Raw genomic sequence first — 20,675 nt, 5'->3', positions numbered from 1 at the left:
TCAGGCCGCCTCGCTCGGGGTCAAAAGGAGCAGCGCGTCGCCCGGCGTCACCGCCTTGCCGGGGGCGCAACGCAGTGACTTGACCGTGCCGGCCACCGGCGCGGTCACTGCCAGCTCCATCTTCATCGCCTCGACCACCAGCAGCGGGGTGCCGGCTTCCACATGCTGGCCGGGTTCGACCAGCACCTTCCACACGCTGCCGCTCATCTCGGCAGCGACCAGATGGCCGTCCAGATCGGCATCGTCCTCAGTAAAGGCGTTCAGCGCTTGTGCGGCGCTCGGATCGTCGTCCTTCCACAGCTCGACTTCGGCGTCGAAGGCAGCTTTCTGTTTGCTCTGGAACGCGTCGATATCGGCGGCGTTGTCGGCGATGAAGCGGTTGTAGGCGGCGAAGTCGAACTCGGTTTCCTCGATGCGGATCTGCGCGCGGCCCTCGCGGAAGGCTTCACGGAACTCATCCAGCTCGGCCTCGCTGACCGGGTAGAAACGCACCTGGTCGAAGAAGTGCAGCAGCCAGGGCTGGCCGTTCTCGAACTGGGCGTTCTTCACGTACTTGTTCCAGATCGGCAGGGTGCGGCCGACCAGCTGATAGCCGCCGGGCGAGTCCATGCCATAGATGCACATGTACATGCCGCCGATGCCCACGGTGCCCTCGGCGGTGAAGGTGCGCGCCGGGTTGTACTTTGAGCTGAGCAGGCGGTGGCGCGGGTCCAGCGGCACGGCGCAGGGCGCATCGAGGTAGACGTCGCCGAGGCCGAGGATCAGGTAGCTGGCGTCGAACAGAATGTCGCGTACCTGCTCGCGGCTATCCAGGCCATTGGCGCGCTGGATGAAATCGACGTTGTTCGGCAGCCAGGGCGCCTCGCTGCGTACGGTTTCGCGGTAGCGCTCGACGGCGGCCAGCGTTGCGCTGTCCTCGAAGGCCATGGGCAGGTGGACGATACGGGTCGGCACCTTGAGTTCGGCGACATCGCCGAGCTGGCACTCCAGGCGCAGCAGGTGGTCGAGCAGGGTGCGCTGGTGCAGCACGCGGCTGTCATAACGCAGTTGCAGCGAGCGCACGCCGGGGGCAAGTTCTTCCAGGCCGCGCAGCGGCTGCGCCTTGAGCGCCTCCATCAGCAGGTGCACGCGCAGGCGCAGGGCCAGATCCAGCACGTTGTCGCCGTACTCCAGGAGGATGTAGGCGTCGCCGGCCTGGCGATACACCGCACGTGGGCGGCTGCCTTCAGCCGGCAGCTCGGCCAGCACGGTAGCGGAAACGGTGCTGTCCGCTTGCAGCGACGGCGCCGGCAGGGTCACTGCGCTGATCGCCGCCAGCGCCTCGATACTGCCCAGTTGCGCCTGCTCCAGGCTCTGCGCCTGCTGGAAGCCGATGGGGTGAAAGCGCAGCTTGTCGCCGGGCTTGACCTGGCCGACCTTCCACAGCTCGGCCTTGGCGATGGTTACCGGGCAGACGAAACCGCCGAGGCTGGGGCCGTCCTTGGTCAGGATCACCGGGAAGTCGCCGGTAAAGTTGATCGAGCCGATGGCGTATTCGCAGTCATGCACGTTGGACGGGTGCAGGCCGGCTTCGCCGCCGTCGGCCCGCGCCCAGCTCGGTTTCGGCCCGGACAGGCGCACACCGAGACGGTTGGAGTTGTAGTGCACCTCCCATTCGGCAGCGAAGAACTCCTCGATGGCTTCAGCGGTGAAGAAGTCCGGCGCACCGTGCGGGCCGTAGAGCACGCCGATGTTCCAGGTGGTGCCGTAGCTGGGGATCAGGCTCGGGTGCGCAGCCTGTGGCGGGGCGATTGGCGCCGGGGTGGTGCAGGCCGGCAACTCGGGTTGGGAGATGGCCAGCATGTCGGCGGTGCGCAGGGTGCGTCCGGCATGCCCGCCGAACTGGCCGAGGGCGAAGGTGGAGCGGCTGCCCAGGTACAGCGGCACGTCCAGGCCATTGCGTACGGCCAGATAAGTGCGGCAGCCGCTGACGGCGCGGCCCAGCTTGAGCACCTGACCGGCCTTGACCACGACTGGCTGCCAGTAGGCCACTGGTGCATCGTCCAGGGTGGCCGGGCAATCGGCGCCGGTCAGAGCGATCAACGCGTCGCTGTGAAAGCGCAGTGTCGGGCCTTGCAGGGTAAATTCCAGGCCAGCGGCTTCGGCCGCATTACCGACGATGCGGTTGGCCAGGCGGAAGGCGAAATCATCCATCGGCCCGGACGGCGGCACGCCGATATCCCAGTAGCCGAGGCGGCCGGGGTAGTCCTGTACGCTGGAATAGGTGCCGGGCTCCAGCACTTCGATGACGTTGGCCCCGAACGTGAAACCGTCGAGCAGGCGCGTCCATACCTGGCCTGTGGCGAAGCGCTTATCGGCCACCACCTGGCGCAGGTAGTCGAGGTTGCTGGCGATGCCGTGCAGGCGGGTTTCGCCCAGGGCTTTTTGCAGTTTGCCGATGGCTTCGTCACGAGTCGCCGCATGGACGATCAGCTTGGCGATCATCGGGTCGTAGAAGGCTGAAACCTCGCTGCCGGTGCTGACCCAGCTGTCGACGCGCACATCATCCGGGAAATGCACATCGGTGAGCACGCCCGGGCTGGGCTGGAAGTTCTTCAGCGGGTCTTCGGCGTAGATCCGCACTTCGATAGCAGCGCCTTGCGGGGTGCGGTCAAGCGCGACCCAGTCCAGCGCATCGCCTGCGGCCACGCGCAGCATGCACTCGATCAGATCCAGGCCGGTGACCATCTCGGTGACCGGATGTTCGACCTGCAGGCGAGTGTTCACTTCGAGGAAGTAGAAGTCGTCGCGGGCGGCGTCGTAGATGAATTCCACGGTGCCGGCGCTGCGGTATTTCACCGACTCGCCAAGCTGCACGGCGGCAGCGTGCAAACGCTCGCGGGTGGCCTGCGGCAGGTTCGGCGCCGGGGTTTCCTCGACCACCTTCTGGTTGCGCCGCTGCAGCGAGCAGTCGCGTTCGCCAAGGGCGGCGACGCGGCCGGCGCCGTCGCCGAAAATCTGCACCTCGACATGCCGCGCCTGATCGACGAAGCGCTCGAGAAATACGCCGGCATCGCTGAAGAACTGCTCGCCCATGCGCTTGACGCTTTCGTAGGCGCTTTCCAGCGCAGCAGCGTCGCTGCAACGGGTCAGGCCGATGCCACCACCGCCGGCGGTGGTCTTGAGCATCACCGGGTAACCGATGCTTGCAGCGGCGGCCAGCGCTTCCTCCATGCTGTGCAACAGGCCGGTGCCCGGCGCCATCGGCACCTGGGCCTGGGCGGCCAGTTCGCGGGCACGGTGCTTGAGGCCGAACTCGCGAATCTGCTCGCCGGTCGGGCCGACGAAGGCGATGCCGGCTGCTTCACAAGCATCGGCGAACTCGGCGCTTTCCGAGAGAAAGCCGTAACCGGGGTAGATCGCCTGGGCGCCGGTTTGCTGCGCGGCAGCGAGAATCTTGTCGATACGCAGGTAGCTGTCGGCCGGCTTGTCGCCGCCCAGGGCAATGGCGACATCGGCGTCGCGTACATGCTGGGCATTGCGGTCGGCGTCGGAGTAGACGGCGACGCTTTTGACGCCCAGGCGTTTGAGCGTACGAATGGTACGGACGGCTATCTCGCCACGGTTGGCGATCAGTACGGTATGGAACATCTGTTGCGGCCTCCTGGCTTGCTGCACGCGTGTGCGGGCAGGCGCTGATCTGTTCCCTCTCCCCTCGGGGAGAGGGGAGTTCACTTCCTGGTTTCGGCGATAAAGGCGCGCCAGCCACCAAAGCTGGTGATGTCTCGCGCGCCATCCAGCGCGTAGGGCTCGCAGATGAAACCCTTGACCCAGCGGCCGTCGGCCAACTCCAGGTTGCCGATGCCCAACGGTGGTGGGATCTCGGCGACGAACTCGCCAAAGCGCGCCTGCGGCACGTCCCACAGCTCGACGATGATCTCGGCGCCGTCCTCGGCGACCCGCGCCAGGCCAGGTTTCGGCGGCACGGTGCCGGGCAGGGCATAGAGGCGGTAATGCGCGGCGCTGGTGGTTTGTTCCACCAGCACCGCATCGCGTGTGCTGAGCTGGAAGTTCAGCGGCATGCCGGTGAGGTGCGCGCCGACCACGGCGACACGGATGCACCCCGGCGCCGGCTTGTCGCTGGGACTTTGCTTGGGCAATGGCTTGCCGGTGGCGCCCAGCGGCAGATTGACTGCTTGCTGGCAGCGCTGGCCGAAGGCGGCCAGGGCCTGGTCATGCCAGGCCGGGGCGATCAGGGTGATGCCGGCGGGCAGGCCGTCCTGACGAAAGCCGGCGGGAATCGCCAGCGCGGACAGATCAGCCAGGTTGGTGAAGTTGGTATAGGTGCCGAACTGGCTGTTGAACAGCACCGGTTCAGCTTCCATCTCGGCCAGGCTGCGGATGGTTGGCGAGGTGGGCACCACAAGGGCGTCGAAGCCTGCCAGCGCTTCGTTGATGCGGCGGCTCAGCTCGGCGCGAATGTATTCGGCCTTGTAGGCATCGCAGGCGCTGTACTGGTGACCGTTCTCGATGATGCCGCGCACCACCGGGTTGATGTGTTCGGGGTTCACGCCTTCCACAGCGACGGTGCGCTCGGCGACCCAGGGGCCGTAGTAGAGCTGCTCGGCCAGTTGCTGGAAGGGAGCGAAATCGATCTCCACCAGCTCGGCGCCCAGTTCACGTAGTGTGCCCAGAGCTGCCTCGTAGACAGCCTGGTTCTGGCTGTCGCCGAAGAACTCGGGGTTGGCTGGCACGGCCAGGCGCGGCTGGGCAGGCATGCCGACCTTGGCGCTGTTCGGGTTCTGCCGGCTGTAGGCATCGGTGGTGTCATAGCCGCCGGCGATATTGGCCACGGCCAGGGCATCAGCGACGGTCAGGGCGAACACCGAGATGCAGTCGACTGTGCGGCAGGCCGGCACCAGGCCGGTATTGGGCAGCCAGCCCTTGGTCGGCTTGAGCCCGACGATATTGTTGAAGCCGGCCGGTACGCGGCCGGAGCCTGCGGTGTCGGTGCCGAGGGAGAAGGGCACCAGGCCGCGCGCCACGACGCTGGCCGAACCGGAGCTGGAACCGCCGCTGACGTAGTCCGGGTTGAAGCTGTTGGGCACTGCGCCATGGGGCGAGCGGGTGCCGACCAGGCCGGTGGCGAACTGGTCAAGGTTGGTCTTGCCGATCAGGATTGCGCCGGCGGCGCGCAGGCGGGCGACCACGCTGGCATCGGCCTCGGCCTGGTAGGCGAACTCGGGGCACGCGGCCGTGGTGGGCCAGCCGGCTGCATCGATGTTGTCCTTGACGGCGAAAGGCACGCCGTACAGCGGCAGCTTGCTCAGGTCGCCAGCTGCGCCTTCCAGCGCGGTGGCCAGGGTATCGAGCTGGGTATCGAGCTGGGCTTCGCTGGCCAGGGCGATCCAGGCGCTGTCTTCACTGTGCAGTTCAAGGCGCAGAGCGTGCAGCAGTTCGGCAGGGGATTGGCCGTCGCGGTAGGTCTGTTGCCACTGCGCGAGGGTGAGCGCGATAGGTGCGTTGGACATGCTTCGAGATTCCATCTTGTATCCAAGTTGGAATCGTTAGAGCAATGAGGGTGCCAGTTTTGCGCAGGCCCGTATTTTCGGGGATTTCAGGGCAGCGGCAGGGTTTTTGGCGCGAGGCGCTGCACCGCGGTGGGGCTGGACTGCAAACGAATGGTGCAAGGTTCTGGGGCTGGCGGTGCGCGCAGCGCACCCTGGGGGATCGTAGGGCCAGTGGCGTAGCCCGGATGAAATCCGGGGCAGGTCATGCGCCTGTCATGGCGTTACGGCACCAGGTAGTTCTTCACTCCGGTGAAGATGATCTGGGCGGCCAGGGCGCAGACGAACAGGCCCATCAGGCGGCTGACGATCTGCAGACCCTGGTCGCCGAGCAGGCGCTCGAACTGGTTGGACAGGTAAAGCACCACGCCGACGGTGAGGCTGGCGAGGAAGATCGCCGCCACTGCCACCAGCTTGTCGTCCCAGTGCGGCTGGCTGGCGCCCATCAGCAGCAGGGCACCGATGGTGCCGGGGCCGACGGTCAGCGGGATGGTCAGCGGCACGATGGTCACGTCCTGCTGCACGTTGTCGCTCTGTACCGCCGACTTGCCCTGGGCCATGCCGAGGGCAGAGATGAACAGCACCGAACCCGCGCCGATGCGGAAGGCATCGATGGTGATGCCGAACAGGGTGAAGATGTGCTTGCCGAACAGGTACAGCAGCACGCTGGCGATCAGCGTGGCCAGCGCCACTTTCCAGGCCAGGCGCTTGCGCTCCTTGAGGGTGTAGCCGCGACTCAGGCCGATGAAGCAGGAGAGGACGAAGAAGGGGCTGTAGAGCACCAGCATCTTCAGGTACAGGCTGAACAACTCGGACGCCATGGCGGCAGGCTCGCAGAAAGGCAGTAAAGGTAAGAAGAACTATCAGTGTGGCAGCGCGTCACGCTGGCGACGCAGTTCGCGCTCGGCGATCCAGTGCTCGATCAGTTCGCGCAATTGCGACAGTTCGACCGGCTTGGACATGTGCCCGTCCATGCCCACGGCGCGCGCGCGCTCCTTGTGTTCGTTGAGGATGTGCGCGGTCAGCGCCACCACCGGGGTGCGCGGGCGTTTCTCGCTCTTTTCCCAGGCGCGCAGCTGTTCGGTGGCAGAGAAGCCGTCGAGCACCGGCATTTCGCAGTCCATCAACACCAGGTCGTAGGGCTGCGCTTTCATTGCGCTGAGGGCTTCCTCGCCGTTGCTGGCAGTGTCCGGCTTGAGGTTGAGCTTGCCGAGCATGCCGCGAATCACCTTGGTCGAGATGCTGTTGTCTTCGGCCACCAGAATGCGGAAGTCCTCCGGCGCGTTCAGCGGCGTGCTCACCGGCGTCGGTGCAGCCTGCGCCGGGGTGTCGTTGGGACGCTGGGCCAGCTCGTCGGCCAGGGTGGTCTTGAGCGTGTAACCGGCCACCGGCTTGGCCAGGATGCGCTTGATCCCGGCGTTGCGGGCGATCACCTTGCTCGGCGCATTGCTGATGCCGGTGAGCATGATGATCAGGATGTCATGGTTGAGGCTCGGATCTTCCTTGATCTTGGCGGCCAACTGCATGCCGGTCATGCCCGGCATGTCCTGATCGAGCAGCACCGCGTCGAAGTATTCGCGCATGTGCGCCTTGGTGCGCAGCAGGGCCAGTGCTTCCTTGCCGGATGGCACCGCGCTGACCTGCATGCCCCAGGCGTTGCATTGCTGCATCAGCACCTTGCGGCAGGTGTCGTTGTCGTCCACCACCAGCAGGCGTGCGCCCTGCAGGGGGCTGTCCAGATCGGTTTCCGGCTGTTCCAGGCGGGCGGCGTCCAGCGGCAGGGTCAGCCACAGGGTGGTGCCCTGGTTGCCACTGCCCTGAATGCCGAATTCGCCGCCCATCAGGCGTACCAGCTGGCGCGCGATGATCAGGCCAAGGCGCCCGCCGAGGCGGGTGGCAGCCAGGAAGTCACGGCTTTGCAGTTCGGCATTGAGCAGCGCGTCGCGCTCTTCCGGCAGCAGCGGCCGGCCGCTGTCCTGCACGGCGACGCGCAGGCGATGCTGGCCGTCGCTGCTGTCCAGGGCGGCAACCAGCAGGATCTCGCCTTCGTCGGTCTGTTTGAAGGCGTTGTCCAGCAGGCTCAGCAGGGCCTGGCGCAGGCGCGTCGGATCACCGCTGATCACCCGTGGCACTTGCGGCTGGATGAAGCTGATCAGCTCCACACGCTGCTGCTCGGCCTTGGCGCGGAAGATGTCGAGGCAGTCTTCGATCAGGGCGCCGAGGTCGAACTGCACGTCGTCCAGTTCGATCTGCCCGGACTCCAGCTTGGAGATGTCGAGGATTTCGTTGATCAGCGTAAGCAGCTCATTGCCCGAGCTGTGGATGGTCTGCACGTAGTCGCGCTGCTTGGCCGACAGGGGCGTGCCCAGCAGCAGCTCGGTCATGCCCAGCACGCCGTTCATCGGCGTGCGGATCTCGTGGCTGATCTTGGCCAGGAATTCGGCCTTGGCGCGCAGTTCGGCGCTGCTGGCGGCGAGGGTGGTATGTTCCAGCAGGGTTTCGCTCTGGATCTGCCGCTGCCGCTCGGTCAGCGACACGCTGAGGATAAGCCCGGCCAGGGTGGCGACGCTGAACACGCCCAGCACCAGCCAGCCCGGGTTGAGCTGATCGAAGCCCAGCAGCACCGGCACGAAGAAGCCGAAGCCCATGTTGAACACCAGCATGCCGATGGTGATCAGGCGTGCCGGCTGATAACCGGCGCGCCAGTGCAGGCCGCTTACCACCAGCAGGTTGATCGCGCTCAGGACCACCAGCAGGTAGACCAGCGAGCTGAACCAGAACAGGCCGGTAACGACGATGCACAGTGCATAGACCAGGATCAGCAAGGCATTGCCCTGCAGCAGACGGTTCAGTGGGCTGTGCTGCACCGGCGTGCGGTGCATGAAGCTGAGGCCGAAGGCCAAGGCGCTGAAGGCGGCGAACAGGGCAGAGAGGTCGGCGATCAAGGACTGGTTGTAGCCCAGGCTGGGCAACCACTGAGCGAAGATGCCGAGGTTGGCCGACGAGCACACCGCCAGGCCGATGTTCACCCCGGCCAGCCACAGGCCACTGGCGCTGCGGCTGTAGATGAAGCGGATGAGGTTGTACAGGGTCAGCAGGAGCAGGGCGCCGAAGAGCATGCCGTAGAGGTAGGCGGGTTTTTCCAGGCTGACCAGCTCGGCCTGATCCATGACCTTGAACCAGGTCATCAGCGGGTGGTTGGACGTCAGGCGGACATAGGCGACGCGGGCCTGGCCATCATTTGGCAGCGGCATCAGGTAGAAACGCGACGGTAGCGGCCGCGAGTCCAGTGGCATGGCCTCGCCGGTGTGCAGGCTCTGCTCCAGTTCGCCGTCTTTGAGCAGGTAGTAATCGAGGTACTGCACCCGTGGCGAGAAGATCCACAGCCAGGCGGGTTGCTGTTGCGGCGCGAGCTTGGCGCGAAGCCAGACGGCGTGGTCGCTGGGCGGGAAGGTGAAGGACTGCTTGCTGAGGGGCTTGAACTGCTGGCGTTGGGCGCGCACTTCTTCCAGGCCCAGGCGAGCGCTTTCGTCAACCAGGTAGGACCAACCCTGTACGCTGGTCTGGGCTGTGTTCGCAGTGGCTGTCAGGGCAAGGCCGAAGAACAGCAGGCTGGCGAGTAGTCCGATGGCAATCCTGAGCCGGCGCACGGGCAAAATCCTTCTAAATGAGTGGCCGGATTATAGCCAAGCATTTGCTCGGGGGAATACGGCGTAGCGCGGCATTTTATTGGCCTGCTGCGCCGTACTGCCCAAGCGGCCTCAGTCTTCGCCGCGTTCGCGGGCGATGGCCCGATAGCCGATGTCGTTACGGTGGAACATGCCGTTCCAGCGAATCTTCTCGGCCAGGCGGTAGGCTTGCTGCTGGGCATCGGCCACGCTGGCGCCGATGGCGGTGGCGCACAGCACACGACCGCCAGCAGTGACGATCTGACCGTCCTTCAGTGCGGTGCCGGCGTGAAACACCTTGCCGTCGAGCTGTGCGGCGTCATCCAGACCTTCGATCACATCGCCCTTGGCGTAGTCGCCCGGGTAGCCGCCGGCAGCCAGCACCACGCCCACGGTCGGACGCGGGTCCCAGGTCGCTTCGACCTTGTCCAGCGCCTTGGCCAGCGCAGCTTCTACCAGCAGCACCAGGGAGCTTTCCAGGCGGCACATGATCGGCTGGGTTTCCGGGTCGCCGAAGCGGCAGTTGAACTCGATGACTTTCGGCGCGCCGGATTTGTCGATCATCAGGCCGGCGTAGAGGAAACCGGTGTAGACATTGCCTTCGCTGGCCATGCCGCGCACGGTCGGGTAGATCACCTCGTCCATCACGCGCTTGTGCACCTCGGCGGTGACCACCGGAGCCGGCGAGTAGGCGCCCATGCCGCCGGTGTTCGGGCCGGTATCGGCGTCGCCGACACGTTTGTGATCCTGGCTGGTGGCCATCGGCAGCACGTTCTCGCCGTCGACCATCACGATGAAGCTGGCCTCCTCACCATCGAGGAATTCCTCGATCACCACGCGCGAACCGGCGTCACCAAAGGCATTGCCGGCGAGCATGTCGCGCACAGCGTCTTCGGCTTCGGTCAGGGTCATGGCGACGATCACGCCTTTACCGGCGGCCAGGCCGTCGGCCTTGATCACGATCGGTGCGCCTTTCTCGCGCAGGTAGGCCAGCGCCGGCTCGATCTCGGTGAAGTTCTGGTAGTCGGCGGTGGGGATCTTGTGGCGTGCCAGGAAATCCTTGGTGAAGGCCTTGGAGCCTTCCAGCTGGGCAGCAGCAGCGGTGGGGCCGAAGATGTCCAGCTTGCGTGTGCGGAACAGGTCGACCACGCCTTTGACCAGCGGTGCTTCCGGGCCGACGATGGTCAGTTGCACGTTCTTCTCGGCGAAATCAGCAAGCTGTTCGATGGCCAGCACGTCGATGGCGACGTTCTCGCATTTGGCTTCGACGGCGGTGCCGGCGTTGCCTGGGGCAACGAAAACTTTCTCGACGCGCGGATCCTGCGCCACTTTCCAGGCCAGGGCGTGCTCACGGCCGCCGCTGCCGATGATCAGTACGTTCATGGGGTTCTCCTGAGCGTAGCCCGGATGCAATCCGGGGCTTTCAATTAGGGTGTCCCCCGGATTTCATCCGGGCTACGTTCTACACATTTCGAGTGACGTAGGGTGGATGGCCGAAGCCATCCACCAGCCAATCAATGACGGAAATGGCGCATCGAGGTGAACACCATGGCAATGCCTGCTTCGTCAGCCGCGGCGATCACTTCGTTGTCGCGCATCGAACCACCGGGCTGGATCACTGCGGTGATGCCGGCCTTGGCGGCGTTGTCGATGCCGTCGCGGAAGGGGAAGAAGGCGTCGGAGGCCATGACCGCGCCCGGCACCGGCAGGCCGGCGTGTTCAGCCTTGATTGCAGCGATGCGCGCAGAGTTGACGCGGCTCATCTGGCCGGCGCCGACGCCGACGGTCTGGCGGTTCTTGGCGTAGACGATGGCGTTGGATTTGACGAACTTGGCCACTTTCCAGGCGAAGATCAGGTCATGGATTTCCTGTTCGCTCGGCGCGCGCTGGGTGACGATCTTCAGGTCTTCTGCCTTGATCATGCCGATGTCGCGGCTCTGTACCAGCAGGCCGCCATTGACGCGCTTGAAGTCCCAGCCGGCAGCGCGTTCGGCCGGCCACTCGCCGCACTCGAGCAGGCGCACGTTGGCCTTGGCAGCGACCACGTCGCGGGCAGCCTGGGAGATTTTCGGCGCGATGATCACTTCGACGAACTGGCGCTCGACGATGGCCTTGGCGGTTTCGCCATCCAGCTCGCGGTTGAAGGCGATGATGCCGCCGAAGGCCGACTCGGTGTCGGTGGCGTAGGCCAGGTCGTAGGCCTTGCGGATGCCGCCTTCGTCTTCAGGTACCACGGCGACGCCGCACGGGTTGGCGTGCTTGACGATGACGCAGGCCGGCTTGACGAAGCTCTTCACGCACTCCAGCGCGGCGTCGGTGTCGGCCACGTTGTTGAACGACAGTTCCTTGCCCTGCAGTTGCACGGCGGTGGAGACGCTGGCTTCGCCCTTCTTCGCTTCCACGTAGAACGCCGCGCTCTGGTGTGGGTTCTCGCCGTAGCGCATTTCCTGCGCCTTGACGAACTGGCTGTTGAAGGTGCGCGGGAAGGCGCCACGGCCTTCGGTGGATAGGGTGTCACGCGCCTGGTCGATGGTGCCCAGGTAGTTGGCGATCATGCCGTCGTAGGCCGCGGTGTGCTCGAAGGCTTTCAGGGCCAGATCGAAGCGCTGGGCGTAGCTCAGGCCGCCAGCTTTCAGCGAGGTGACGATGCCGGCGTAATCGCCGGTGTTGACCACGATGGCTACATCCTTGTGGTTCTTCGCCGCGCTGCGGACCATGGTCGGGCCGCCGATGTCGATGTTCTCGATGGCATCGGCCAGATCGCAGTCAGGCTTGGCCACTGTGGCTTCGAAGGGATACAGATTGACCGCTACCAGATCGATCGGCTTGATGCCGTGCTCGTCCATCACCGCGCCGTCCAGCGCACGGCGGCCGAGGATGCCGCCGTGGATCTTCGGGTGCAGGGTCTTCACGCGGCCGTCCATCATCTCCGGGAAACCGGTGTAGTCGGCCACTTCCACTGCAGCTACGCCGTTGTCCTTGAGCAGCTTGTAGGTGCCGCCGGTGGAGAGAATCTCGACACCGAGGGCGGCCAGTTCGCGAGCGAATTCGAGGACGCCAGTCTTGTCGGAAACGCTAATCAGCGCGCGGCGCACAGGCAGAAGGGTGGTCTGGTCGGTCATTTCACTATCCATCAGAGCGGGGATATCAGCAAAAAAGGCGGCTCATGCGGGCCGCCCTTTTCGGGAATTCAGGGTTATAGCAGATCGTACTGCTTGAGCTTCTTGCGCAGCGTGCCACGGTTCAGGCCGAGCAGCTCGGAAGCCTTGGTCTGGTTACCTTTCACGTAATTCATGACGGTTTCCAGCAGCGGCGCTTCGACTTCGGTGAGCACCAGGTTGTACACGTCGGTGACGTCCGCGCCCTCAAGGTGGGCGAAGTAGTTATGCAGCGCCTTCTCCACGGAACCGCGCAGGGTCTGGCCCTCTTCGCTCGGCGTGTTCAGGTGCTGTTTAAGGCTGGTGTTGTCACTCACGGGTGCAATTCCACTCACTAGGGTCTCTGTCATCAACGTCATGCGGCCACCTCGTTTCCATCGTTATGCCGTTCGCGGAAGAACTCGCGAACGTTGGCGCACTGTGCGTCCGTACTGTCCAGACGGTTGAACTGGGCGCGAAACTCCCTGGCGCCCGGCAGGGTTGCCAGATACCAACCGACATGCTTGCGGGCGATGCGTACACCCATCAATTCGCCGTAGAAGGCGTGCAGTGCGGCCAGGTGTTCCAGCAGGATGCGTTCCACTTCGAGCAGGCTCGGTGCCGGCAGGGTTTCGCCGGTGCGCAGGTAGTGCTCGATTTCACGGAATATCCAAGGCCGGCCCTGAGCGGCGCGGCCGATCAGCAGGGCATCGGCGCCGGTGGCGTCGAGCACGGCCTTGGCTTTTTGTGGGGAGTCGATGTCGCCGTTGGCGAACACCGGAATGCTGATCGCCTGCTTGATGGCGGCGATGGTGTCGTACTCGGCTTCGCCGGTGTACAGGTCGGCGCGGGTGCGGCCGTGTACGGAAAGTGCAGTGATGCCGGCATCTTCGGCGATCTTCGCCACGGTGACACCGTTCTTGTTCTGGCGGTCCCAGCCGGTGCGGATCTTCAGGGTCACGGGCACGTCCACCGCGCCGATCACCGCATCGAGGATCTCGCGTACCAGTGGCTCGTCGCGCAGCAGGGCGGAGCCGGCGGCCTTGTTGCAGACCTTCTTGGCCGGGCAACCCATGTTGATGTCGATGATCTGTGCGCCCAGCTCGACGTTCTTGCGTGCGGCGTCGGCCATCATCTGCGGGTCGCCACCGGCGATCTGCACCGAGCGTGGCTCGGGATCACCGCTATGCAGCAGGCGCAGGCTGGACTTGCGGCTATTCCACAGGCGCACATCGCTGGTGACCATCTCCGATACCACCAGGCCGGCGCCAAGATCGCGGCACAGCTGGCGGAACGGGCGATCGGTTACACCGGCCATGGGGGCCAGGATCAACCGATTGGGCAATGTGTAGGGGCCAATACGTGGGGCCGACATGGGGCGTCCCTGCTTGTTGGTTCGCAGTTGAGACAAAGGGCGATCAACACCTGGCCTCCACTGTGTCCTCGGGGGATACGATGGTGGGTCGGTGCTCGCGAAAGGGTGGGCATGATACCCGCTCTGGATGACCGGATAAAGGTCGTTTTGAACAAATTCTGAACAGCTATGGGCTTATCGCCAGTAGTTAGATAGACGGCCTGCGACCACGGGTCGCGGCGTCTGTAGGCTACTCGGGGGAGTGGAAGCTGAGGCTGTAGTTCACAGCGCGCGGGCCCGGGTCGAGGATGTCCAGGGAGATGTGAATGGGCGTCTGTGGCGGCATTTCGTGCTGTCCTGCCAGTTCGCCGGCGAGGTACTCGCTGGGTTTGAAGCGACGACTGGCGACCAGTTGTCCGCCGAGGTCGGCGAAGCGCATTTCCAGCAGCGGGAAGGGCTGGGCGAAAGGGGCGCGGTTATACAGGATGGCGTCGACGATCAGGGCGCCGGAGAACTCGGGGTGGCTGCGCACCACCAGGTTGCTGCTGCGAATCTGGCTGATGTCGACTTTCGACGGCAGCGTGCAGCCGATGTTCGGGCACAGCTGTTCGAACCAGGGGCGATAGCGATCCTGGCGCGCCAGTTCATCGAAGTTGTAGGCGGCGTATTGCGCGAGCAGGCCGCCCGCTGCCAACAGATTGAGCAGTCCCCAGCCGAACAGGCGGCCCCAGGAGTGACCTTGTGGTTGCTGCCAGTCGAGCTGCAGCGGCTCGTCGTCCAGCTCGAACAGGCGCTCCTCGCGCAGGCCCGGCTCGTTGCGCGTCACTTTCGGCTCTTCGCGCTCGCTGCCTGCTGGCTGTTCATCCGGCTGCTCTGGCTCTTCCGCTGCGTCAGCGATATTGCCCAGGCGTGGCTCGTCGGCTTCGTCGAGGTCATCGGCAACGGTCTGCTGCTGGCGCGGCGTAATGGGAGCGACGAATTCAATGGCTGCTTTGGGCTCGGCCAGGCCGGGCGCCGGCTGCTTGTCGGTGGGTTGCAACTCGAAGCTGGCGCGCTCGCGTTCTACCTGCTCGTCGCGCAACAGCGCTTCGGCCCAGGCTTCGTCGTGTGCGTCTTCGTGCTCATCCGCCGGGCCGGTATCGAAATTCTCGGCGTAGCGTGGCGCTCGCTCCAGGGCCAGGAACTGCTGCGACAGCTGTTGTTCCTGCTCCTCCAGCCTGGCCAGCTCCTCGTCGAGATCGAGGCTGTCCAGGTCGAGGTCGTCATGGATCCACAGCGTATCGTCAGCCGTTTTGGTCGCCGGCGCCTTGGCGGTGGATTCAGCTGGAGCCTTGGCCGGTGCGGTTGCCGTCTTGGCCGGCGTTGGCGCAGGTGTGGCGCCGCGCGCGCCGAACAGTTGTTCGGCAGCATTGAACACGTGCAGGCAGGCACCGCAGCGTACTGCGCCATGGGCAGCAGCCAGCTGCGCCTGGCTGACGCGGAAGCTGGTACGGCAATGGGGGCACTGGGTGACGTGGCTTTCGCTCATGCGCAGGTCCGGAAAATCCAAGCGGCTAGTCTAACGCAACGACTGCGCGCGGTTCAGCGTTTGACGCCGCTGATGCGCACCCAGCCGTCCTTGATGGCCGTGGGGTCGAGGTCGAAGGCACTGGCGTAGGCAGCGCGGACTTCCTCGGCCTGTTCGGCGAGGATGCCTGACAGCGCCAGGCGTCCACCGCCTTTGACCAGCGCGGTGATCTGCGCTGCCAGCGCCACCAGCGGGCCGGCGAGGATGTTGGCGACGACCACGTCGGCAGGCTGCTGCGGCATGTCGGCAGGCAGATAGACCGGGAAGCGGGCCGGATCAATGCCGTTGCGCGAAGCATTGTCACGCGAGGCTTCGAGGGCCTGCGGGTCGATGTCGGTACCGACCGCCTGCGGGGCGCCGAGCAGCAGGGCGGCGATGGCGAGGATGCCGGAGCCGCAACCGAAGTCGATCACGCTGCAATCGTCCAGTTTCTGGCCGTCGAGCCATTCCAGGCACAGTGCGGTGGTCGGATGCGTGCCGGTGCCGAAGGCCAGGCCCGGGTCGAGCAGCAGATTGACCGCGTCCGGCTCCGGTGCCGCGTGCCAGCTCGGCACGATCCACAGGCGCTGGCCGAAACGCATCGGCTGGAAGTTGTCCATCCAGCTGCGCTCCCAGTCCTGATCCTCGATACGCTCGATGTGATGCTCTGGCAGCGCGCCACCACACAGCAGTTGCAGGTGGGCGATCAGTGCGGTCTCGTCGGTATCGGCTTCGAACAGGGCGAGCAGATGGGTGTTCGACCACAGCGGCGTGGTGCCCAGGTCCGGCTCGAAGATCGGTTGATCCTCGGCGTCCATGAAGGTCACCGATACGGCGCCCACTTCCAGCAGGGCGTCCTCGTAGGTTTCTGCCTGCTCAGGAGTGATGGCGAGACGGACTTGTAACCAGGGCATGAGAAACCTCGTGAAGGGCGCGCGTTTGGCCGCGCAGCTTACTTGAAGGGCAAGGCGGCTTGCCAGTTCGGCCGCTGAAACGACAAGGGCCGCCCGAAGGCAGCCCCTGTCATGCAGCGAGTCTGGACTTAGTGCTTGTCCATACCCAGCTTCTTCTCCAGGTAGTGAATGTTCACTGCACCTTTGAGGAAGCCCTTGTCGCGGGTCAGATCGCGGTGCAGCGGCACGTTGGTCTTGATGCCGTCGACGACGATTTCGTCCAGGGCATTGCGCATGCGCGCCATCGCTTCGTCACGGTCACGACCGTAGGTGATCAGCTTGCCGATCAGCGAGTCGTAGTGCGGCGGCACGCTGTAACCGCTGTACAGGTGCGAGTCGACGCGTACGCCGTTGCCGCCCGGAGCGTGGAAGTGCTTGACCTTGCCGGGGCTGGGCATGAAGTTGTCCGGGTCTTCGGCGTTGATCCGGCATTCGATGGAATGGCCGAGGATTTTCACGTCTTCCTGTTTGATGGACAGCTTGTTGCCAGCGGCGATGCTGAGCATTTCCTTGACGATGTCGACGCCGGTGACCATCTCGGTGACCGGGTGCTCCACCTGGACGCGAGTGTTCATCTCGATGAAGTAGAAACGACCGTCTTCATAGAGGAACTCGAAGGTGCCAGCGCCACGGTAGCCGATCTCCACGCAGGCATCGACGCAACGCTTGAGCACTTCGGCGCGAGCCTTCTCGTCGATCTGCGGGGCCGGAGCCTCTTCGATCACCTTCTGGTGACGGCGCTGCAGCGAGCAGTCGCGGTCATACAGGTGAATCGCGTTGCCCTGGCCGTCGGACAGCACCTGAACTTCGACGTGGCGCGGGTTGCCGAGGAATTTTTCCAGATAGACCATCGGGTTGCCGAACGCTGCACCGGCTTCGGTGCGGGTCAGCTTGGCCGACTTGATCAGGTCTTCTTCCTTGTGCACCACGCGCATGCCGCGACCACCACCGCCGCCAGCGGCCTTGATGATCACCGGGTAGCCCACTTCACGTGCGATGCGCAGGGCTTCTTCCTCGTCTTCCGGCAGCGGGCCTTCGGAACCAGGCACCACCGGCACGCCGGACTTGATCATGGCGTCCTTGGCCGACACCTTGTCGCCCATCAGACGGATCACGCTGGCGGTCGGACCGATGAAGGCAAAACCGGAGTTTTCCACCTGCTCGGCGAAGTCCGCGTTCTCGGCAAGAAAGCCGTAACCCGGGTGGATGCCGGTGGCGCCGGTCAGCTCAGCTGCGCTGATGATGGCCGGGATGTTCAGGTACGACTGTGCGCCAGCTGCCGGACCAATGCAGACGGATTCGTCGGCCAGGCCCAGGTGCATCAGTTCGCGGTCGGCGGTGGAGTGCACGGCCACCGTCTTGATACCCAGCTCCTTGCAGGCACGCAGGATACGCAGGGCGATTTCGCCACGGTTGGCGATAAGGACTTTTTCCAACTTCTGCATTGCGGGCTCCCCGTGCATCAAACGATGGTGAACAGGGGCTGGTCGTACTCAACCGGCTGGCCGTTTTCCACCAGGATGGACTCGATCACGCCGCTGGCTTCGGCTTCGATGTGGTTCATCATCTTCATCGCTTCGACGATGCACAGGATGTCGCCTTTCTTCACGCTCTGACCGACTTCGACGAAGTTGCCGGAGGTCGGCGAAGCGGCGCGGTAGAAGGTACCGACCATCGGCGAGCGGGCAACGGTGCCGTTCAGTTTCGGTGCGGCAGCCGGAGCAGCTTCAGCGCTCGGAGCGGCAGCAGCGACAGGCGCGGCGGCCGGAGCCGGTGCCTGGGCGTAGATCGGCTGCGGAGCATAGGCCGGCTGCTTGCTGTGACGGCTGATGCGTACGGACTCTTCGCCCTCTTTGATCTCCAGCTCGTCGATACCGGACTCTTCCAGCAGCTCGATCAGTTTCTTGACTTTACGGATATCCATGAAGGTTCAACTCCCAGAGGTGAGGTAGGACTTGTCTACCGAACGTCGCGTCAGGCGCGCCCGGCCAATTGTTCGAGTGCCGCTTCCAGGGCCAGCCGATAACCGCTGGCGCCAAGGCCGCAGATCACCCCTACTGCAACGTCGGAGAAGTAGGAGTGATGGCGGAATGGTTCACGCTTGTGCACGTTGGACAGGTGCACTTCGATGAATGGGATGCTCACTGCCAGCAACGCGTCACGTAATGCGACGCTTGTATGGGTAAAAGCGGCAGGGTTGATCAGGATGAAGTCGACGCCTTCACCTTTTGCCGCATGGATGCGGTCGATCAGTTCGTACTCGGCGTTGCTTTGCAGGTACAGCAGATGATGGCCGGCTTCGCGGGCACGCTGCTCCAGATCCTGATTGATTTCGGCCAGCGTGGTCGCGCCGTATTTGTCGGGCTCACGTGTGCCCAGCAGGTTCAGATTGGGGCCGTGCAGCACCAGTAGGGTGGCCATGTACGCGTTCCTTTTGTTCAAGCTGCGCAGGACTATGCCGCAGCTGCGCGATGTCAGCAATAGTCGACACGATGCCTACCGTTTGCGGCAAAAATATGACTATAGCGCTGTTTTTGGTCGCTGCCAGGCGCACGCGATGATTGCCTGAGGGTTTTCTCAGCGGGGAGCCTGATCGAGGCGTGCAGCGAAGGTGGCGGCATCGACCTCACCTACGACACGCAGATCGAGCAATTCGTCACCATTACCGGCGAACAGTTGGATGGCAGGTGGGCCGAATAGTTTGTAGCGGTCCAGCAGCGCGCGCTGGGCAGCGTTGCTTTCGGTGATGTCGAAGCGGATCAGGCGCCAGCCGGCCAGCTTGCTGCCGACCTCGGCATTGCCGAACACCTCGCGCTCGATCACCTTGCAGCTGATGCACCAGTCGGCGTACCAGTCCAGCAGCAGCGGCTGACCAGCGGCCTTGGCCTCGGCCAGGGCCGCGTCCAGTTCGGCGGGGCTGCTCAGGGTCTGCCAGGCTCCGCTCTTGGCACTGCTCTGGCTGACACCGGCCTGCAACTGGCCGAGCGGCTTGAGCGGGTCGGTCGCTCCCTGCAGCGCGCCAACCCAGGCGGCCAGGGCATAGACCAGCAGGGCCAGACCGGCGATCTGGCTGAGCTTCTGCCGATGCGTCTTGGGGCCGAATTCCAGTGCGCCGAGAAACACCGCTACGCCACCGGCCAGCAGGCCCCACAGGGCCAAGCTGAGGCTGCCCGGCAGCACGCGTTCGAGCAGCCAGACCGAAACGGCCAGCAACAGCACGCCAAAGGCGTTGCGCACGCTGACCATCCAGGTGCCGGTTTTCGGCAGCAGCGCACCGCCGCCCACGGCGAACAGCACCAGCGGCGTGCCCATGCCGAGGCCGAGTGCGAGCAGCTTCAGGCCGCCACCCAGGGCATCGCCACTGGCGCTAATGTACAGCAGCGCGCCGGCTAGCGGCGCCGAGACGCAGGGGCTGACCAGCAGGCTGGAGAGCACCCCGAGCAGGGCTGCATTCAGATGCGAGCCGCCATGAGTCTTGCCGGCCAGGCGATCCAGCGGCTCACTGATGAAGCGTGGCAGGCGCAGTTCGAACAGACCGAACATGGCCAGGGCGAAGAGGGCGAAAAAAGCTGCGAAAGGCACCAGCACCCAGGCCGACTGCAGGCGCGCCTGCAGGTTGAGGCCTGCGCCGAACAGCCCCATCAGCGTGCCGAGAATGGCGAAGCAGGCGGCCATCGGCAGGACATAGGCCAGCGACAGGGTCAGGCTGCGCAAGCCACCCAGTTGGCCGCGCAGGACTACGCCGGAGAGGATCGGCAGCATTGGAAGTACGCAAGGCGTGAAGGTCAGCGCCAGGCCACCTAGGAAGAACAGTGCCAGCTCTTTCCAGGTCCAGCCGGTTGCCACGGGGGCCGCAGCGCCACTGATGGCAGCGGGCATCTCGCCAATCTCGATGAATTCGGTTTCCGGCGGATAGCACAGGCCTTTGTCGGCACAACCCTGGTAGCCGACCTGCAGGCGCAGCGGATGGTTGTCCGGGTTATCCAGCGGTACACGCACGTCCAGCACGCCGTAATAAACCTCGACATCACCGAAGAACTCGTCGTGCTTGGCCTGGCCGGCGGGCAGCTCGGCCTCGCCGAGTGTCAGATCCGCTGGCTCCACGCTGAAATTCAGGCGATGGCGATAGAGGTAGTAGCCGTCGGCTGCGACGAAGCGCAGGGTCACGCTCTGCGTATCGCTGCTCACCAGGCTCAGCTTGAAGGCTTCGCGTACGGGCAGGAAATCACTGCTGTTGTTCAGTGGTGCGCCAATCGGTGAAGCGGCTGGGCGCTGGTCGAACAGGCCGGCACTGGCGGGTAGGCTCAGGCAGAGCAGGAGCAGGGGAAGCAACAGACGACGCAGTGACATCGGGGAAATATCTCGGCGAAAGAGGGCGGCATGATACCGGAAAGTGCCCAATTGCATCGCGGTCGCCACGCCGGAGCGTCGAATGCAGGGGATGAGCGGAACCTTGGAAAATGCCGGCCTT

General features: G+C 64.6%; 14 protein-coding genes. All 14 read right to left on the bottom strand.

Annotated elements, in window-relative coordinates:
- Entirely contained in the window at window positions 1-3,630 is a 3,630-nt protein-coding gene (gene uca / locus ACN8M7_RS02425) for an urea carboxylase (protein ID WP_490259653.1), read from the bottom strand.
- A gap of 80 nt (window positions 3,631-3,710) precedes the next feature.
- Window positions 3,711-5,510, bottom strand: coding sequence for an allophanate hydrolase (atzF, locus tag ACN8M7_RS02420; RefSeq protein ID WP_490259652.1), 1,800 nt, complete (start codon window positions 5,508-5,510; stop codon window positions 3,711-3,713).
- A gap of 260 nt (window positions 5,511-5,770) precedes the next feature.
- Window positions 5,771-6,367, bottom strand: coding sequence for a MarC family protein (locus ACN8M7_RS02415; RefSeq protein WP_024306831.1), 597 nt, complete (start codon window positions 6,365-6,367; stop codon window positions 5,771-5,773).
- A 42-nt stretch (window positions 6,368-6,409) separates the two neighbouring features.
- Entirely contained in the window at window positions 6,410-9,196 is a 2,787-nt protein-coding gene (locus tag ACN8M7_RS02410; RefSeq protein WP_490259651.1) for a hybrid sensor histidine kinase/response regulator, read from the bottom strand.
- 111 nt (window positions 9,197-9,307) lie between these two features.
- Entirely contained in the window at window positions 9,308-10,597 is a 1,290-nt protein-coding gene (gene purD, locus ACN8M7_RS02405) for a phosphoribosylamine--glycine ligase (protein ID WP_490259650.1), read from the bottom strand.
- 131 nt (window positions 10,598-10,728) lie between these two features.
- Window positions 10,729-12,336 carry a bifunctional phosphoribosylaminoimidazolecarboxamide formyltransferase/IMP cyclohydrolase gene (gene purH / locus ACN8M7_RS02400; RefSeq protein ID WP_490259649.1) on the bottom strand — a complete coding sequence of 536 codons (1,608 nt, stop codon included), beginning with the start codon at window positions 12,334-12,336 and terminating at the stop codon, window positions 10,729-10,731.
- A 74-nt stretch (window positions 12,337-12,410) separates the two neighbouring features.
- A complete protein-coding gene (gene fis / locus ACN8M7_RS02395; RefSeq protein ID WP_061240420.1) occupies window positions 12,411-12,731 on the bottom strand; it encodes a DNA-binding transcriptional regulator Fis in 321 nt (106 codons plus the stop codon).
- Complete coding sequence (gene dusB / locus ACN8M7_RS02390) at window positions 12,728-13,726, bottom strand: tRNA dihydrouridine synthase DusB (RefSeq protein WP_061240421.1); 999 nt, start codon at window positions 13,724-13,726, stop codon at window positions 12,728-12,730. Before dusB ends, fis begins: the two co-directional genes overlap by 4 nt.
- Window positions 13,727-13,955: 229 nt before the next feature.
- On the bottom strand, window positions 13,956-15,233 hold the full coding sequence (locus ACN8M7_RS02385; protein ID WP_490259648.1) for a DUF3426 domain-containing protein: 1,278 nt from the start codon (window positions 15,231-15,233) through the stop codon (window positions 13,956-13,958).
- Between the two features lie 53 nt (window positions 15,234-15,286).
- Complete coding sequence (prmA, locus tag ACN8M7_RS02380; protein ID WP_490259647.1) at window positions 15,287-16,165, bottom strand: 50S ribosomal protein L11 methyltransferase; 879 nt, start codon at window positions 16,163-16,165, stop codon at window positions 15,287-15,289.
- Window positions 16,166-16,293: 128 nt separating this feature from the next.
- On the bottom strand, window positions 16,294-17,649 hold the full coding sequence (accC, locus tag ACN8M7_RS02375) for an acetyl-CoA carboxylase biotin carboxylase subunit (protein ID WP_061240424.1): 1,356 nt from the start codon (window positions 17,647-17,649) through the stop codon (window positions 16,294-16,296).
- A gap of 17 nt (window positions 17,650-17,666) precedes the next feature.
- Window positions 17,667-18,128, bottom strand: a complete 462-nt coding sequence (accB, locus tag ACN8M7_RS02370) for an acetyl-CoA carboxylase biotin carboxyl carrier protein (protein WP_061240425.1) — start codon at window positions 18,126-18,128, stop codon at window positions 17,667-17,669.
- Window positions 18,129-18,178: 50 nt separating this feature from the next.
- Window positions 18,179-18,625: a type II 3-dehydroquinate dehydratase gene (gene aroQ, locus ACN8M7_RS02365; RefSeq protein WP_017678760.1), complete on the bottom strand. Its 447-nt coding sequence runs from the start codon at window positions 18,623-18,625 to the stop codon at window positions 18,179-18,181.
- A 156-nt stretch (window positions 18,626-18,781) separates the two neighbouring features.
- Window positions 18,782-20,554 (bottom strand): protein-disulfide reductase DsbD, encoded by a 1,773-nt coding sequence (gene dsbD, locus ACN8M7_RS02360; RefSeq protein ID WP_490259646.1) that lies wholly within the window; start codon window positions 20,552-20,554, stop codon window positions 18,782-18,784.
- Window positions 20,555-20,675: the final 121 nt, after the last annotated feature.

Source organism: Pseudomonas spartinae, from assembly GCF_965197125.1.
Classification (GTDB): Bacteria; Pseudomonadota; Gammaproteobacteria; order Pseudomonadales; family Pseudomonadaceae; genus Aquipseudomonas; species Aquipseudomonas composti_A.
The sequence above is the reverse complement of the archived record's forward strand: the minus strand, read 5'-3'. Positions and strand labels throughout refer to the sequence as shown.

Bases quoted from the DNA above. Each gene is read 5' to 3' on its own strand.
- uca (WP_490259653.1), bottom strand. From the start codon at position 3,630: ATGTTCCATACCGTACTGATCGCCAACCGTGGCGAGATAGCCGTCCGT.
- atzF (WP_490259652.1), bottom strand. From the start codon at position 5,510: ATGTCCAACGCACCTATCGCGCTCACCCTCGCGCAGTGGCAACAGACC.
- ACN8M7_RS02415 (WP_024306831.1), bottom strand. From the start codon at position 6,367: ATGGCGTCCGAGTTGTTCAGCCTGTACCTGAAGATGCTGGTGCTCTAC.
- purD (WP_490259650.1), bottom strand. From the start codon at position 10,597: ATGAACGTACTGATCATCGGCAGCGGCGGCCGTGAGCACGCCCTGGCC.
- purH (WP_490259649.1), bottom strand. From the start codon at position 12,336: ATGACCGACCAGACCACCCTTCTGCCTGTGCGCCGCGCGCTGATTAGC.
- fis (WP_061240420.1), bottom strand. From the start codon at position 12,731: ATGACGTTGATGACAGAGACCCTAGTGAGTGGAATTGCACCCGTGAGT.
- dusB (WP_061240421.1), bottom strand. From the start codon at position 13,726: ATGTCGGCCCCACGTATTGGCCCCTACACATTGCCCAATCGGTTGATC.
- ACN8M7_RS02385 (WP_490259648.1), bottom strand. From the start codon at position 15,233: ATGAGCGAAAGCCACGTCACCCAGTGCCCCCATTGCCGTACCAGCTTC.
- prmA (WP_490259647.1), bottom strand. From the start codon at position 16,165: ATGCCCTGGTTACAAGTCCGTCTCGCCATCACTCCTGAGCAGGCAGAA.
- accC (WP_061240424.1), bottom strand. From the start codon at position 17,649: ATGCAGAAGTTGGAAAAAGTCCTTATCGCCAACCGTGGCGAAATCGCC.
- accB (WP_061240425.1), bottom strand. From the start codon at position 18,128: ATGGATATCCGTAAAGTCAAGAAACTGATCGAGCTGCTGGAAGAGTCC.
- aroQ (WP_017678760.1), bottom strand. From the start codon at position 18,625: ATGGCCACCCTACTGGTGCTGCACGGCCCCAATCTGAACCTGCTGGGC.
- dsbD (WP_490259646.1), bottom strand. From the start codon at position 20,554: ATGTCACTGCGTCGTCTGTTGCTTCCCCTGCTCCTGCTCTGCCTGAGC.